Annotated in this window: 12 protein-coding genes; 2 read left to right on the top strand and 10 right to left on the bottom strand. The window is 59.4% G+C overall.

Annotated elements, in window-relative coordinates; translation table 11 throughout:
• Window positions 1–69: 69 nt before the first annotated feature.
• The 9 genes from D7024_RS01765 to D7024_RS01730 all read right to left on the bottom strand — a co-directional run bounded on the left by D7024_RS01765 (window position 70) and on the right by D7024_RS01730 (window position 12,487).
• Complete coding sequence (locus D7024_RS01765) at window positions 70–1,056, bottom strand: ROK family protein (RefSeq protein ID WP_121450282.1); 987 nt, start codon at window positions 1,054–1,056, stop codon at window positions 70–72.
• Between the two features lie 15 nt (window positions 1,057–1,071).
• Entirely contained in the window at window positions 1,072–1,881 is an 810-nt protein-coding gene (locus tag D7024_RS01760; protein WP_121450281.1) for a Cof-type HAD-IIB family hydrolase, read from the bottom strand.
• 102 nt (window positions 1,882–1,983) lie between these two features.
• Window positions 1,984–3,843: an excinuclease ABC subunit UvrC gene (uvrC, locus tag D7024_RS01755; protein ID WP_121450280.1), complete on the bottom strand. Its 1,860-nt coding sequence runs from the start codon at window positions 3,841–3,843 to the stop codon at window positions 1,984–1,986.
• A gap of 14 nt (window positions 3,844–3,857) precedes the next feature.
• Entirely contained in the window at window positions 3,858–6,752 is a 2,895-nt protein-coding gene (gene uvrA, locus D7024_RS01750; protein ID WP_121450279.1) for an excinuclease ABC subunit UvrA, read from the bottom strand.
• A gap of 25 nt (window positions 6,753–6,777) precedes the next feature.
• The gene (uvrB, locus tag D7024_RS01745) at window positions 6,778–8,820 is read right to left on the bottom strand and encodes an excinuclease ABC subunit UvrB (protein ID WP_121452412.1); all 2,043 of its coding nucleotides are present in this window, start codon (window positions 8,818–8,820) and stop codon (window positions 6,778–6,780) included.
• Between the two features lie 27 nt (window positions 8,821–8,847).
• Entirely contained in the window at window positions 8,848–9,555 is a 708-nt protein-coding gene (locus D7024_RS01740; protein WP_243113658.1) for a YkgJ family cysteine cluster protein, read from the bottom strand.
• A gap of 279 nt (window positions 9,556–9,834) precedes the next feature.
• Window positions 9,835–10,305, bottom strand: a complete 471-nt coding sequence (locus D7024_RS01735; RefSeq protein WP_243113657.1) for a lactate utilization protein — start codon at window positions 10,303–10,305, stop codon at window positions 9,835–9,837.
• A gap of 28 nt (window positions 10,306–10,333) precedes the next feature.
• Entirely contained in the window at window positions 10,334–10,486 is a 153-nt protein-coding gene (locus D7024_RS15050) for a lactate utilization protein (RefSeq protein WP_243113656.1), read from the bottom strand.
• Between the two features lie 297 nt (window positions 10,487–10,783).
• Window positions 10,784–12,487: an IS200/IS605 family accessory protein TnpB-related protein gene (locus D7024_RS01730; RefSeq protein WP_121450278.1), complete on the bottom strand. Its 1,704-nt coding sequence runs from the start codon at window positions 12,485–12,487 to the stop codon at window positions 10,784–10,786.
• Between the two features lie 470 nt (window positions 12,488–12,957).
• Here D7024_RS01730 and D7024_RS01720 point away from each other — a divergent pair, with 470 nt between their 5' ends.
• Together D7024_RS01720 and D7024_RS01715 are read left to right on the top strand one after the other, a co-directional pair.
• Window positions 12,958–13,554, top strand: coding sequence for an IS110 family transposase (locus D7024_RS01720; protein WP_121450277.1), 597 nt, complete (start codon window positions 12,958–12,960; stop codon window positions 13,552–13,554).
• Window positions 13,555–13,654: 100 nt separating this feature from the next.
• On the top strand, window positions 13,655–13,873 hold the full coding sequence (locus D7024_RS01715; protein ID WP_121450276.1) for a transposase: 219 nt from the start codon (window positions 13,655–13,657) through the stop codon (window positions 13,871–13,873).
• 555 nt (window positions 13,874–14,428) lie between these two features.
• Here the strand turns inward: D7024_RS01715 and D7024_RS01710 are convergent.
• The gene (locus D7024_RS01710; protein ID WP_121450275.1) at window positions 14,429–15,913 is read right to left on the bottom strand and encodes a sugar ABC transporter substrate-binding protein; all 1,485 of its coding nucleotides are present in this window, start codon (window positions 15,911–15,913) and stop codon (window positions 14,429–14,431) included.
• Window positions 15,914–16,032: the final 119 nt, after the last annotated feature.

Here is a 16,032-nt window from a genome sequence, read left to right as displayed (position 1 = left end):
CCCCTCCTCCTTTCCCAATAGCCCGGATCGTTTCAGTAATATGCATAGAATAATCCATTACAGCTACCTCTATACCACGGCGTTGGGTGGTTTTTCCCCCCGCGCCTTCTGAAGGGCCAGGGCCACCGCCCCCATTAAACCGGACCGCCCGCCCAGCTCTGCCGGCACCAGCCGCACCTGCCTGCGGGCAGGGGCCCAGGCGCGCCGGTACACTTCCCCTTCCATGGTTTCCCACAAAAGGGGGCCCACCTGCATGGCCCCGCCCCCCAGCACCACCAGGGCTGGATTTAACAGGTTGATGACGTTGGCCACTCCGATACCCAGGGCCCGGCCGGCACTCTCGATTATCTGCCGGGCCTCGCCATCACCCGTAGAGGCTGCCCGGGCCACCGCCCGGGCGGTGATGGCGTCCACATCCCCTCCCGCCGCCTCCAGGATGGCCCTGCCCCCGCCGGACTCCACCAGGCGGCGGGCCTCCCGGGCCATGGCCGTCCCGGAAGCCATGGCCTCCAGGCAGCCGTAATTGCCGCAGCCACACCGGGGGCCGTCCGGATCTATGGTCATGTGGCCGATTTCGCCGGACCCGTAACCGGCGCCATGGTACAGGCGGCCCTGCAGAACCAGGCCGCCCCCAATGCCGGTGCTGACGGTGATGTAGACCATCTCCTCCTCGCCGCGCCCGGCCCCGTAGACATATTCCCCTAAAGCGCCCAGGTTGGCATCGTTGTCCACCGCTACGGGAATACCAAGCCGCTCCTCCAGCAGTTCCTTCAGGGGAACATCGTACCAGCCCAGATTGGGGGCCTGGTAGACCACCCCGGTGGCGGCATTCAAGGGACCGGGAGCGCCGATACCCAGGACCAGGGGCGGCCCTTGTTCCCCGGCCTGTTTTAACACCTGGTCCACCGTATCCACAATCCGCCCGATCACTGCCCCGGCTCCCTCCCAGGGCCGGGTGGGAACCATGACTTCGGCAAGCACGCGGCCGCTCTGGTCGGCCAGGGCGGTATAGATTTTCGTACCACCCAGGTCAACAGCGGCAACCAATTCCCTCATTCTGCTCCTCCTCTTTCAAGCCGATCCCAGGATAAATTTCTCCACCACCCGGGCCACGCCGCCATCTTCATTGGAAGCCGTAACGTAATCGGCCCGGGCCTTGACCTCGGGCCGGGCATTGGCCACCACCACTCCCAAACCGGCCCATTCAATCATTTCCAGGTCGTTGTAGCTGTCCCCCACGGCAATGACCTCCTCGGGCTTAAAACCGTAAGCGGCGGCCACCACCGCCAGGGCGTGCCCCTTGGTGGCCTGCGGGTGGGAGAACTCCAGAAAGTAAGGTTTGGATTTGGTGACATGAAGGTTATCCCCGTACAGGGGCCTTAATTCCGCAGCCAGCTCGTCCAGTTCATCTTCTCCGGCAATCACCAGTACCTTGGTGGGATCCTGCCCCGCTTCTTTCAAAAAAGGAACGAGCGGCCCCACTGCCCGGACCTGGACCCCGGAAATAGACTGGTAAAGCCTGCTTTCATCAGTGTGCCGCTCAACGTAAAGGTGGTCGTCCAGGTAGATATTGATGTGGTAACCACGAGTTTCAACCCGGGCAATGATGTCCAGGGCGCAGGCGAGGGGCACCGGCCGGTGGACCACCACCTCCCGGGTGACGGCGTGTTTGACCAGAGCTCCCTGGTAAGTGATCAGCGGGGCGTCGATTTTCAGTTCCCGGGCAATGGGCAGGGTGGCCCGGTACATGCGCCCCGTAGCCAGGGTAACCACCACGCCGGCACGCCGGGCCAGGGCCAGGGCCCGCCGGTTGTCTTCGCTGATACGCAGGTCTTTATCCAACAGGGTGTCGTCCAGATCCACAGCCAGCAGTCGATACAAGGGTCCATTCCTCCAGAATGACATTAATAACCTGCTCCTGCAGTAACATTGCAATCAAGATATCTCTGGATATTATACCATGGTTTTCTGAAAAAACCAGTCCTAACCACGCAGGAAACGGTAAACGGCCAGGGCGGCCGCCCGGTTCATCCCCGGCACGGCGGCCAGTTCCTCCACCGTAGCCCGGGCCATATCGTCCAGGGAAGGGAAGGCTTTCAGCAGGGCCCGGCGGCGCACGGGACCGATGCCCTCGATCTCGTCCAAAAGGGACTTGAGGTTGCGCCGGGTGCGCAGCTGCCGGTGGTAGGTCACGGCAAAGCGGTGGGCCTCATCCCGCAGGTGCTGCAACAGGTGCAGGGCCCGGGAATCCCGGGGCAGGCGAATGGGCCCGGAGCGGTCCCCGGCAAAGAGCAATTCTTCCTTCTTGGCCAGGCCAAAGGCCGGGATGTGGGCAAAGCCCAGCTCCTTCATGACCTCCCGTACCGCCGACAGCTGGCCTTTGCCCCCGTCCACAATGACCAGGTCGGGCAGGCGGTAAAATTTGGCCTGCCTGGTGGACAGCTGCCCGGTCTGGACCAGTTCCCGCTCTTCCCTGGCGCGGGTAAAGCGGCGCGTGAGCACTTCCTTCAAGGAGGCAAAGTCGTTTGGCCCTTCCACGGTGCGGATTTTAAACCGCCGGTACTGGTCGGGCACCGGCCGCCCCTCCTCAAAAACCACCATGGAGGCCACGCTTTCCTCGCCCTGGGTATTGGATATATCAAAACATTCGATGCGGTAAGGTATGCTTTCCAGGCCCAGTTCCCGGGCCAGCTCGGCGCAGGCATCCCTGCCCTGCCCCCGGGACTTCTGTTCCTGTTCGACCTCCTGCAGGGCCAGCAGGGCGTTTTTGGCCGCCAGATCCACCAGTTGTTTCTTTTCTCCCCGGCGGGGCACCACCAGGCGCACCCGGGCCCCCCTGATGCCGGAAAGCCATTCTTCCATCGCCGGGCGTTCCTGGGGATCAATTTCCAAAAGGAGAATTTCGCCGGGGATAAAATCGGCACGGGCATAATACTGCTTGACAAAGGCGGTGATCACTTCTGCCGGAGTGTTTTCCGCACCGGGTACCAGGAATTGATCCCGCCCTATGAGCTTGCCGCCCCGCACAAAGAAAACCATAACCAGGGACAGGTCATGATTTTGGGCCAGGGCCACCACGTCCCGGTCCTCCTTACTGGTTGACAGCACCTTTTGATTCTCCAGCACCTGGCGCACGGCCTGCAGCTGGTCCCGGAGGCGGGCCGCCCGCTCAAATTCCAGTTTTTCCGCCGCCTCATTCATGCGCCTGGTGAGCTCCTTAATCAGGTCGTCCTGGCGGCCCTCCAGGAACAGGCAGATCTCCCGGATCATGGCCCGGTATTCTTCCTTATCCACCTGGCCCGAGCAGGGAGCCAGGCAGCGGCCAATGTGAAAGTTGAGGCAGGGACGGTGCCTGGCCGGCACCACACCTTCAGCCAGCTTTTGCTTGCAGGTGCGGAAGGGAAAGAGCCGGCGCAAAAGGTCCAGGGTTTCGTGCACCGCTCCCGCCGAAGTGTAGGGGCCGAAATAACGGGAGCCGTCCTTGACCACCCTGCGGGTGACGTGCACCCGGGGGAAGTCCTCCCCCAGGGTTACTTTCAGGTAAGGATAACTTTTATCATCTTTAAGGTAGATGTTATAGCGGGGGCGGTGCTCCTTGATCAGGTTTGATTCCAGGATCAGGGCCTCGACTTCGTTGTCCGTCACAATGTACTCAAAGTCCGCCGCCCGGTTCATCAAGGCCCGGACTTTAGGGCTCTGCCGGGCACCGGACTGGTAGTAGGAGCGCACCCGGTTTTTCAGGGAAACGGCCTTGCCCACATAAATAATTTCCCCGGCCGTATCGCGGAAGAGATACACGCCGGGTTTGTCCGGGAGGTGCTGCAGTTTCTCCTCGGGGGTCATGTAACTTCCCTCCCTCAACCTCCGACCGCCCGCACATCATCGAGAAGGGTGTCCTGCCGATCCTCTTCAACATCAAGGAAATGGTCGGCCCTGGGCGAACTGGCCAGCACCCGGGCCAGAAACTGACCGGTGTATGATTCGCTTACCCGGGCCACTTCTTCCGGCGTGCCGCAGGCCACCACCCGGCCGCCCCCGTCCCCGCCCTCGGGGCCCAGGTCGATGATGTAGTCGGCGGTCTTGATGACGTCCAGGTTGTGCTCGATGACCACCACCGTATCCCCGGCCTCCACCAGGCGGTGCAGCACGTGAAGCAGGCGGTGCACATCGGCCATGTGCAGGCCGGTGGTGGGTTCGTCCAGGATGTACAGGGTGCGGCCGTTGGAGCGCCGGGAAAGCTCGGTGGCCAGCTTCACCCGCTGGGCCTCACCCCCGGAAAGTTCCGGCGCCGGCTGGCCCAGGCGGATGTAGCCCAGACCCACGTCCTGCAGGGTTTTCAGCCGCCGGTGGATCTTGGGGATGTGGCGGAAAAACTCCACCGCCTGGTCCACCGTCATGTCCAGTACATCGGCAATGTTCTTACCCTTATATTTTACCTCCAGGGTCTCCCGGTTGTATCGCCGGCCCTTGCAGACCTCGCAGGGCACGTAGACGTCGGGTAAAAAGTGCATCTCAATCTTGATGATGCCGTCCCCGGCACAGGCCTCACAACGCCCGCCCTTGACGTTGAAGCTGAAGCGGCCCGGCTTGTAGCCCCGCATCCGGGCCTCGGGCAGGTTGGCAAAGAGATCCCGGATGTCGTTGAACACCCCGGTATAGGTGGCCGGGTTGGACCGGGGCGTGCGGCCGATGGGGGACTGGTCCACGTTGATCACCTTGTCCAGGTGCTCGGTGCCCCTGATCTCCCGGCAGGCCCCCGGCTGGGTGCGGCTGCCGTGGAGCTCCCGGACCAGGTACTTGTACAGGATTTCATTCACCAGGGTGCTCTTGCCCGAACCGGAAACCCCGGTGACGCAGATGAACACCCCCAAAGGGAAGACCACGTCAATTTGCTTGAGATTATGTTCCGCGGCCCCGATCACCTCAAGCACCTTGCCGTTGGGCTTCCGGCGCACGGCCGGGACGGGGATGAAGCGGCGGCCGCTTAAGTACTGGCCGGTAACCGAGTCCGGGTTGTTGAGGATGTCCCGCAGGGTGCCCTGGGCCACCACCCTGCCCCCGTGCTCCCCGGCTCCCGGGCCGATGTCGATGATGTGGTCCGCCGTGCGGATGGTGTCTTCATCGTGCTCCACCACGATCACCGTGTTGCCCAGGTCCCGCAGGTACAGCAGGGTATCTAAAAGCCGCTGGTTGTCCCGCTGGTGCAGGCCGATGCTGGGCTCATCAAGGATATAGAGCACCCCGGTCAGCCCGCTGCCGATCTGAGTGGCCAGGCGGATGCGCTGGGCCTCCCCCCCGGACAGCGTACCCGCCGCCCGGTCCAGGGTCAGGTAGTCCAAACCCACGTTTACCAGAAAACCAAGCCGCGCGTTAATCTCCTTGAGCACCTGGCGGGCAATTAGCTGCTCCCTTTCCGTCAGCTCAAGGCGCTGGAAAAATTCCCGGGCTTCCTTTACCGGCAGGCGGGTAACTTCCACAATGGAGAGCCCTCCCAGCTTCACCGCCAGGGCCTCGGGCCGCAGGCGGGCTCCGCCGCAGGCCGGGCAGGGACGGTCGTTCATGTACCGCTCGATTTCCTCCCGGATGTGGGGGGAAGTGGTTTCCCGGTAGCGCCGGGAAAGGTTATTGATTACTCCTTCAAAGGTGGCCATGTACTGGTGCCGCCGGCCGTAGGTGTCCCGGTAATTGACCAGGATTTTCTCCGTGCCGGTGCCGTAAAGGATTTTGTCCAGCTGTTCCCTGGTCAGCTCGGCCACCGGGGTGGAAAGGGAAAAGCCGTACTTTTCGGCCAGGGCTTCCAGGCACGCATAGGCGTTGGTACCGCGGAACCAGCCCTCTATGGCCCCATCGGCAATGGACTTGCGCCTGTCGGGAATGACCAGGTCGGGGTCAATCTCCCGCTTCACTCCCAGGCCGGTGCACACCGGGCAGGCCCCGTAGGGGCTGTTAAAGGAGAACAGCCGGGGGGCTATCTCCGGCAGGCTGATGCCGCATTCCGGGCAGGCAAAGTTCTCGTTGAAGAGCATCTCGGGGCCGTCCACCACGGCAACCAGGGCCACACCCCCGGCCATTCCCAGGGCCGTTTCCAGGGAGTCGGCCAGGCGCCGGGCCACGCCGGGGCGGACGACCACCCGGTCCACCACTACTTCTATGGTATGCTTTTTATTCTTATCCAGCTTGACCCCCTCGGCCAGATCCCTGACCTCGCCGTCCACCCGTACCCGGGAAAAGCCGCTTCTGCGGATTTCCTCCAGCACCTTCTGATGCTCGCCCTTCTTGCCCCGCACCACCGGGGCCAGAATCTGCAGGCGGGTGCCTTCCGGCAGGGCCGTAAGCTGGTCCACCATCTGCTCCACCGTCTGCCGGGAAATGGGCCTGCCGCAGGACGGGCAGTGGGCCCGGCCCACCCGGGCAAAAATGAGGCGCAGGTAATCGTATATTTCCGTCACCGTCCCCACGGTGGAACGGGGGTTGTGGCTGGTGGTTTTCTGGTCAATGGAGATGGCCGGGGAAAGACCTTCGATGTAGTCCACGTCCGGCTTGTCCATTTGGCCCAGGAACTGCCGGGCATAGGCCGACAGGGATTCCACGTAGCGGCGCTGGCCTTCGGCGTAGATGGTGTCGAAGGCCAGGGAAGACTTCCCGGAACCGGAAAGGCCGGTCAGCACCACCAGCTTTCCCCGGGGAATCTCCACGTCAATATTTTTAAGGTTATGCACCCGTGCTCCCTTAACGATAATTTTTTCCAGCATAATGCTTCCTCCATTGATCGTCTCTTTACTCCCCCACAACCTCCCCTATGGGCACCAGGCGCCTGTCGAGGCCCTGCAGTTCCAGCCGCAATTCGATGATCGTATCCCGTAGCTCCGCCGCCTTCTCGAACTCCAGGTGGCGGGCGGCTTCCCGCATTTCCTTTTCCAGGCGGGCAATGATCTGCTTCAGCTCTTTCCTGGTCCGCTTTTTCGGCCGCAGCTTTTCTTTGGCCTGGTAAGCGGCCTTGGGTTCTGCTACCCGGGTGGCCTCAATCACGTCCCGCACCCCCTTGACCACAGTGCGGGGGACAATGCCGTGTTTTTCGTTGTATTCCATCTGGATGCGGCGCCGGCGTTCCGTTTCCTTAATCGCCCGGTCCATGGATTCGGTAATGCGGTCGGCATAGAGGATCACCTTTCCCTCCGCGTTGCGGGCGGCCCGGCCGATAGTCTGGATCAGGGAGCGCTCCGAGCGCAGGTAGCCCTCCTTGTCGGCATCCAGGATGGCCACCAGGCTGACCTCGGGCAGATCCAGGCCCTCCCGCAAAAGGTTGATCCCCACCAGTACGTCAAAGACCCCCAGGCGCAGGTCCCGGACAATTTCCATGCGCTCGATGGCGTTGATCTCCGAGTGCATGTAGCGCACCTTGATGCCCAGCTCCCGCAGGTAGTCGGTAAGATCCTCGGCCATTTTCTTGGTCAGGGTGGTCACCAGCACCCGCTGGTTCCTGGCCACCCGCTGCCGGATCTCCGCCACCAGGTCGTCAATCTGGCCCCGGGTGGGCCGCACCGAAAGCTCGGGGTCCACCAGCCCCGTGGGCCGGATGATCTGCTCCACAACCTGGCTGCTGCGCTCCAGTTCATAGGGGCCGGGGGTGGCGGAGACGAAGATGACCTGGTTGATCTTCTGCTCAAACTCTTCGAACTTGAGGGGCCGGTTGTCAAAGGCCGAGGGCAGGCGGAACCCGTATTCCACCAGGCTCGCCTTGCGGGAACGGTCGCCCTCGTACATCCCCCGCACCTGGGGCACCGCCACGTGGGATTCATCAATGAAAAGTAAAAAGTCCCGCGGGAAATAATCCAGCAGGGTATAGGGCGGCTCCCCGGGAGCCCGGCCCGTCAGGTGGCGGGAGTAGTTCTCAATGCCCTTGCAGTAACCCATCTCCCGCATCATCTCGATGTCGTACCGGGTCCGCTGCTCCAGTCGCTGGGCCTCCAGCAATTTGCCCTGCTTCCTCAGTTCGGCCAGCCTTTCTTCCAGTTCGGCCTCAATGGCCGCGATGGCCCTTTCCATGCGGGGCCGGGAAACGGTGTAGTGGCTGGCCGGGAAGATGGACACGTGCTGGCGTTCCCCGATGATCTCGCCGGTGAGCACGTCAAACTCCAGCAGCCGCTCAATTTCGTCCCCGAAGAAATCGATACGGATGGCCCTTTCGGTGTAGGAGGCGGGGAAGACCTCCACCACATCCCCCAGCACCCGGAACTTTCCCCGGGTGAAGTTCACGTCGTTGCGCTCGTACTGGATCTCCACCAGCTTGCGCAGCACCGCATCCCGGTCATAGGTGCCCCCTTTGCGCAACGATAGGACGAGGGTGCGGTATTCCTCGGGGTCACCCAAACCGTAAATGCAGGACACGCTGGCCACAATGATCACGTCCCGCCGCTCAAAAAGGGCGCAGGTGGCCGAGTGGCGCAGCTTATCTATCTCATCGTTGATGGAGGAATCCTTTTCGATATAGGTATCCGTCTGCGGTATATAGGCTTCGGGCTGGTAATAGTCATAATAGCTGATAAAGTATTCCACCGCGTTCTCGGGAAAGAACTCCCGGAACTCGCTGCAGAGCTGGGCGGCCAGGGTCTTGTTGGGGGCCAGCACCAGGGTGGGGCGCTGCACCGCCTGGATTACCTGGGCCATGGTATAGGTCTTCCCGGAACCGGTGACACCCAAAAGGGTTTGCATGGGGTAGCCCTTTTGCAGCCCTTCCACCAGCCGGGCAATGGCCCTGGGCTGGTCGCCCCGGGGCTGGAAATCCGATTTCAGTTTGAAAGGACGCTCCTGGTAAGACAACTTCACCACCCCACTTCTTAATTGATTCTATCCCCCTTTTAATTGCCTGTCAATGTGGCCGGAGCCAGTTCCAGGCAGACCATACAATTCCCGCCACAGCCCGGGCGGGCAGAGATTCTTCAACCGGACCTCTGCAAAACGCTCCTTGCCGCTGAAAGCTCCGGGAGGGTAATCCCGCAGGCGAGGGCGGGGCCGGCAGCCTTCGTGGATCACCGGCGGCCGGCCGCAGCGGCGGCCTTCAAGGAGCCAGCGCCGGACCAGTTCATCCATGCCGGCATTCACCACCACACCCCTGAGCTCCCTGGCCCGCCGCGTGACCCGGCGGCAGGTGTAGGTCTGGCATACCAGGGGGCGAAGGTGATAAATGGAGCAGCGACCCCGCCGGGTATCCAGGAAAATGCAGGAACCGTCGGATTTAAACCCCAGGCTGATATCCACCACAGGCCCTTCCACGTAAACGTAACCGTACTGCTGCAGGAAGGATGACAGGGGCGCAGGCAGCTCCTGGAACTGCCGCCCGAACCAGCCGTCCTGCAAGAAGGCAGCCACATCGGGGTAGGTAAGGGGGACCCTCTCCCAGCAGCAGGCGGTGCAGCCGTTGCAGGGAGGACAGTGGCCCCGGATAAAATCGTTTAAGGCATCCAGGTAATCCTGTACCGTGGCGCCTTCGTCAATTATTTGCACATCATAGGCCGGTTTTCCGCCCAGAAGGCAGTCGTTGATGCGTACTTTCAAAAGGGATTCTCCTCCCGTTAAGTAACCAGATAACCAGATTGCCCTGTAACGAAACATTATACTATATTTTGCGGTCCGGGTGCAAAAGACCATCCCCCCGAAGGTATGGGTGCATAAAGAACGACTAAGTCTGCACAGGTGCTGTCCGGTTTAGGCAAGTAAAGTAAAAACCGGTTCCGTTCAAGGACGGAAGCCGGTTTTGATATTTTCAGTCAGTCCCCAGGACTTTCTTTGTTTAATAAATATTATATTTAATGGTCAACGAGAGAAAACCCCTGCTTAAAGCCCCAAATCCTCGTTGACCACCAGTACGCGCACATCGGTAAGCCTGGGTTTGCGCTCCATGACGGTGATGATGCGGCAGATACGGTCGGGCGAATTGCAGTCGGCACAGAAACCGGTCTCTACGCAAGGGGTCTTGCAATTGAGGCGTCTGGCATTGGGCGGGGCGGCATAGGCCTTAATTCGTTTGATTGCTTCCTCTTCATCCTCGACCAGTTTATTGCGCCCGGCTACGATAATAACTTTTTTCGGGCCGAAGACCATGGAGGCCACCCGGTTGCCGGTGGCGTCGATATTAACCAGGCACCCTGTCAGAGTCAGAGCGTTGGTGCCCGTTAAAAAGAGGTCGCAGGTGAGCTGCCGGCGCATAATGGTCAGCCTTTCCTCAGGAGACAGTTCAGGCAAGCCGTGTATAAGCAGTTCTTTTCCCATCTCCCGCAACGCTTCGGCTACTTTTAAATCAGCCACCGACAGAGAGCCACCGAAACCGATGGTGTCAGCTCGCCGCTTCCTTCAAGATATAATCGACTGCCTCCTGTTTTGTTTTGCAGTAAATGGCGGTGAACCCTTTTCTGCCCAGGGCTTGCACCGCTTTCTGGCATTTTTGTTCGTACGTCCAGTCAACCAGTACACCGGTGGTTACGCTCATATGTCAAACCTGGTTCAAAAAAGCTCACAATACCCAACAAGCTGTTGGTTTTTGTGAACCCGGCCTCCCCATGACCAGGCTTTCGCTCCTTTCTGGATTGGATTTGCCTACCCTTGGGAGCAGGCTATAGCGACAGGGAGACCTCGGCCCCGGGAGTCCCACCCGGACGGGAGAACTGCGCGAAATAGGCACTTCCAGCTTGCGCCTTCATCAATGTTGACTATTTCGCGGAAAACACTGCCTCCCGCGATCTGTTAGATACGGCCTACCGGTTTGTCCGACACCGGCTAAACGGGGTCACCTGCTCAGCAAAGCAAGCTGCTTCAAGTCGTGCCAGACGGAATAAAACGATTCCTGCTTGAAACGGTCCAAACCGTTATATACGGGAATCTTTTCGTCCAGCCGGTTGAAGAGCCGCTTCACCTTTCGGGTCATCCCTTTTCCTTCCCCAGGTAAGGCATTGACCTTTCGGTTCAGCTTCTCTTTGACAGCCTGGATTTTCTGCTTCAGTTCACCGGTAATGCGTTCCTTGAAACCTATCGCCCGCCGGGCGATAGTTAATGCGGCAGCGTGGTGAATGATTACTCCATACCGCTCCATGTACTTGTAATAGCCGATGGTTGACGTGTGCGCCGGCCTAACCGGTTTTACGACGATACCTTCCTTGAATGCCCTGCGCGTGACGGCCTCGATTATCTTCTTGAACGGGAAGTTGGCCGCCATGCGGTTGAATTTCCTGTCCGTGTCCAGCCGGTCCTTGCCTAAGTCCAGCTCCTCTAATGCGATGGGTTTGCCCAAGGCTTTTGCGATGTCCACCACCACTTTGGCCAGCACGCCTATCAGGTAGGTGCGCCGGTATCCACGGCTGTAAGCAAGTTCCGGTACTTTGATGTAGAGAAAACCGTTCGGGTGTACTGTCATCTGGAATTCCCCGGCAAATTTGTGCAGTGCCTTCGGGTAAGGAACAGCGAATCCTTCCGGCCAGGGTTCGGGTTGGCCGAAATAATTGACGTTGGCCAAAGCTACACCGTCCGGGTTGGTGTCCATGCCCAGGTAGCCCCGGTTGGGATTGGTCACCGGTTCAGGTGCTGCTATGGTGAAGGTAATGTGCACCCTGTACCGGCCGTCCCGGCTTCTGATTAACTCGATGTTATAGGGAGTGCCGGAAAGAAGCAACTCCCACACCTTGAGCCGGTGCTTTTCCGGCAGCCAGAGCTTTCCTGTTACCCGGGGTGCCTTCGTCATTACCGGCCTGCCTCTGCTGTCTGTGCCTGTCTGCTCGGACAGGTGGGAGACAGTCACGGACAAAGCAAATTCTCCGTTGCGATAGCTTATTTTGATGTTCGGGTTGCCGCCCTTGGTTTCGTCTCCCCGGGCGTACAACCGGTTCTGCCGGGCGTTTCGCCATTCTTCTTTTGTGACTCTACCCTTGCAAACCCGCTTCCACAAAGAACGACCGCCGAAGATTACTGTGGGTATGGTGCCGTTATTTTGATGGGTTTTCAACTCATCCAGCTTATCACTCAGTTTCTTAACCCGCGCTTTGCGGCCGTGCACGGTGCGTTCGGCTTTTTCGATTTTTACCGGGTCGTTTGCTTCAACAGTTTTATCCAGGTCTTTTTCCGCCCGGTTGAGTTTTTTCATTGCCCGGGCCAGTTTCGTTCCGGTTTCTTCGATTTCCAGCGCCAGCAGTTCCCTCTGTGATTCAATAATGGCCTTTGCCTTCAATATGGCATCGTCACAAAAACGGGAGTTTATGCCAAATAACTTCTGGCCTTCTTTTTTGAGCTCTTCACGGGAACGGCCTTCCTGCAGCCGGTTGAAGGCCCAGCGCTCGCACGAGCAAAAAAGGCGCATCTCGGTGGCCAGAGGGCCTTCGTCGCCCCGGCCCCACTTCTGGAAGCGAAAGGCAGGGTAGACCTCTGGGAAAAACTCGCCACAGACGGTGTATTTTATACCGTTTTCCGGGTTAACCGTTTTCTTAATTTTCGGCTTCCTCATCTCGCGTCACCCCCGCGATCAGTTCCCGAAACCCCTGCCTGATTTTTTTGCCGCCCCCGGCGCCGTACAACCGGGCCGAAAAGGGCGCTTTTCCCAGTTGCGCAGGCTGTTTGGGTGGACACCCAACTTTTTAGCCGCTTTGCTGATGGTTAAAAGTTCCATAAGTTTATGGTAGCTATTTTATTATGTTTTGTCAACAATTGTTGGCCTGTTAGCAGCTGCTATACACCTCCTTATCTGTTAAACTCAAATTAGATAGCAGGAAAGCTAGCCTAAGCTAGCCAAAAATATAGCCAAAGGTTTCCGGGAAAAGGATTTCACCTCCTGGCAGTTCGACTGCTTAAAAAAGAGCTACCTTTCCCGGATCAAATTTGCAGACTGCGGTTCATAGAAGGGTTGTGCTTCGAGCACCACGTTAGATAAGGCCCACTGCCAGTCTGCAACCAATCTCTATACCGGAGGTCCTCGGCATGTACTTCGTAGGAATTGACTGGTCTGACCTGCATCATGACGTAGCTGTGCTCAATGAAAAGGGTCAAGAGCTTAAGTATTTCACCATCCCTCACAACAGGAAAGGCATGGAATTATTAAAGGAAAGTGAGCATCGATCCCGAACCGGAAAACTTCGCCTGCCTGCTCGAAACCAAAAACGGTCTTCTGGTGCAGTTTCTGCTGGAAGCCGGCTTTCCGGTTTACCCGCTCAAAATCCGAAGATTGTGGATTACCGGCGAAAGCCCTCCGGGGCAAAGAGCGACCCCATCGATGCCCGGCTGCTGGCCAACATCGGCCGCTCCGATCTGGCGCAGTTGAAGAGGCTAAAGCCAGATGCGGAACTAATCGCGGAACTAAAGATGCTCACCCGGGACCAGGACAGCTTTATCCAGGAATCCACCCGGCTGACCAATAAGCTCATTGCTTGCCTGAAGGAGTATTACCCGGTAGCCCTGGCATTCTTCTCGAAGCCAACCCTGCCGGTAGCTCTGGAGTTTTTACAAGCGCTATCCCATCCCGGAACTGGTAAAAGAAGCTACCGTTCCGGAGATAGCAGCTTTTCTGAAAAAGCATAAGCACCCCCGGCCCAATCAAACGGCCATCTCCATCTGGCAGAAGGCGCAGGAGCCGCAGCTTCAGGCCAGCGCTCCCACCGTGCGGGCAAAAGGCCGCTTAATGCTCGCCCTGGTGAGACAGCTGGAATTAGTCCAGGACCAAATCGCTGCTTACGACGAGGAGATAAACCGCCTTTTTCAGCAGCACTCCGACAGCAGGATCTTCGCTAGCCTGCCAGGGGCAGCCGGGCGGCTTGCGCCAAGACTGCTGGCGGAGTGGGGGGACGACCGGGAACGTTACGAAAATGCGGCCGTGGTCCAGGCTTTAGCGGGTACCTAGCCGGTTCTCTTTCAAAGCGGCAAGTACCGCTTTGCCAGGCAGCGCAGATCCTGCGTAAAACCTTTCCGACGAGCTCTGCACCTGTTCGCCTTCCAGAGCATCAGGCAGGTTTCCTGGGCACGGGAATATTACGACACCAAGAGAAGCCAGGGCAAAACCCACCATGAGGCTTTGCGGGCATTGGCAAATATCTGGGTACGAATAATCTTTGCCATGTGGAAAAACCGTACTTGCTACGATGAAGCCACGTTTATAGCAGCCCGCGCCAGGCATCTTAGTCGGGCAGCATAATGTTAAATATTCGGTTATCAATGTTCTTTAGCCGCCGGCGAGGGCTGGATTTTAATCTGGCCCTCGCCGGGCGGAGCGGGCGAAGCCCGTCCTTTTTAAAGGCCACGAACATTTGTACTGCCTAAAATTTTTTGATAAACCTATTGACATAGAAGGTCTTTAAAGTGTTGATATGGTTGTTTACACTGTTTGAGCGTCACGTTCCTGGATGACTTCTCCAGCCGCAAACATGCCGTTGAGCGCCGCGGGAAACCCCGCATATACTTACGTACCACCACCGCCGCCACCGCCGCCGGCGCCTCCTCCGCCGGGACCGCCGCCACCGGCGCCCCCGGCCTGCATGGGCATTTGCTGCTGGAGGCCGGCCCTGCCGCCCTCCACACTTTCAATGCGCTCCACTTCGCCCTGGATCTGCACCTCCACCGTTTTTCCCTCGCGGGTGGTAATGCGCAAAGTAGTCCGGGGCTTTTGTTCCCCCCCACCGGCCTGCCCGCTCTGCTGGCCGGCTTGATCGGAGGAACCGCTTCCCTGGTCGCTCCCTCCAGTTTGCCTTTCGCCCTGGCCCTGGCCGCCGCCCTGCTCCTGGACTATTTCCCTTCCCCAGCGCTCCTGCAGCAAATAGGCGTTGGCGGACTGAATTAACCGCACGGGTACAATGCGGGCCGGAATGCTATAGTCGCCACTGGTCACCCGGGTATCGTACTGCCAGTGTCCCGTTTTGGACAGGCCTACCGCCGCGTCCAGGGCGTACTGCCCCAGCAAATCGGGCCTGGTATCCACTTCCGCATCATGCTCCCCGGCCAGGAGGGTCCGGGAAACCTCCCTATCGGCCCCCACCCCCACTGTAAGCACGCGGCTGTTTAAGCCCGCGGCCTGCAGGACCTCCACCGCGGCCATGGCCAGCCGGCTGTCACTGGCCAGAATCACATCAATTTTATTATTGAACCTGGTCAGGGTCTGCTGCACGGCAAGGGAGGCCAGAGCCGGCTGGTTTCCCGGCTGCTGGGCCTCTTCCACCACCCGTACCTGGGGGTTGCCCTCCAGCGCTTTCCGGGCCGCAGCCACAATTTCCCGGGCGGCGTTATCCCGGGGATCGCCGGCCAGGATCATTACGTTGAGGGGGCGCCTGGAAGGCAGCTGCATGCCGGGCATGGTCGACTGACCGCCGCCGGCCTGACCACTCTGGCCGCCCGCCTGGCTCTGGCCCTGCCCGCCGGTCTGGCCGCCCTGACCGCCGGGGGAAGCGCCCGCCCCGGCAGGCATACCGGCGGCCTGCCGCAGGGCCTCGTTAATGAACTGTGCCTGCAGCTCTCCCGCCCTGGCGTGATCTGAGGCCACGTAGGCATCCACCGGTGTATTGGCGGGTAGGGTTTCCAGGGCCACCACCTTTATATTATTCTGTACGAGCTGCTGCACAAGACGGGGGGCACTCGCCGGATCCACCGCCTGGAGCACCACGGCTTTAATCCGCTGTCCGGCAAGCTGCCGCAGCTGTTTTTCCTGCTGCGCGGGATCGTTTTTGGCATCCAGCCAGGTGATTTCCACCTTTTCCTCACGGCTGCGCCGGTTTATCACCTGCTTGATGATCTGGTTGCCGTCCCGCTGCATATCGGCCAGGCTGACGGCAATCCGCAACTGGGGGGTTATTTGCTGCTCTTCACCCCGCCCAGGACATCCGGATAACATTAGTAATGCGGCCAGGAAAACAGGCAGCCCGGCCCTCTTCCACCCGGCGCACCGGCCCCTCATTCTTAACCCCCCCCCTGCAGTGAAAGTTCTAATACGTTACAACATTTGAACCCGAAATTGCCTCGCATGGAATGCATCCTTAAAGCGTATTATGCTTACGTGCTACCGGAAATATAATT

Source organism: Desulfofundulus salinus (assembly GCF_003627965.1).
In the GTDB taxonomy this organism is placed as follows: Bacteria; Bacillota; Desulfotomaculia; order Desulfotomaculales; family Desulfovirgulaceae; genus Desulfofundulus; species Desulfofundulus salinus.
Note: the sequence above shows the minus strand (reverse complement) of the source record. Positions and strands in the feature narration are given on the sequence as shown.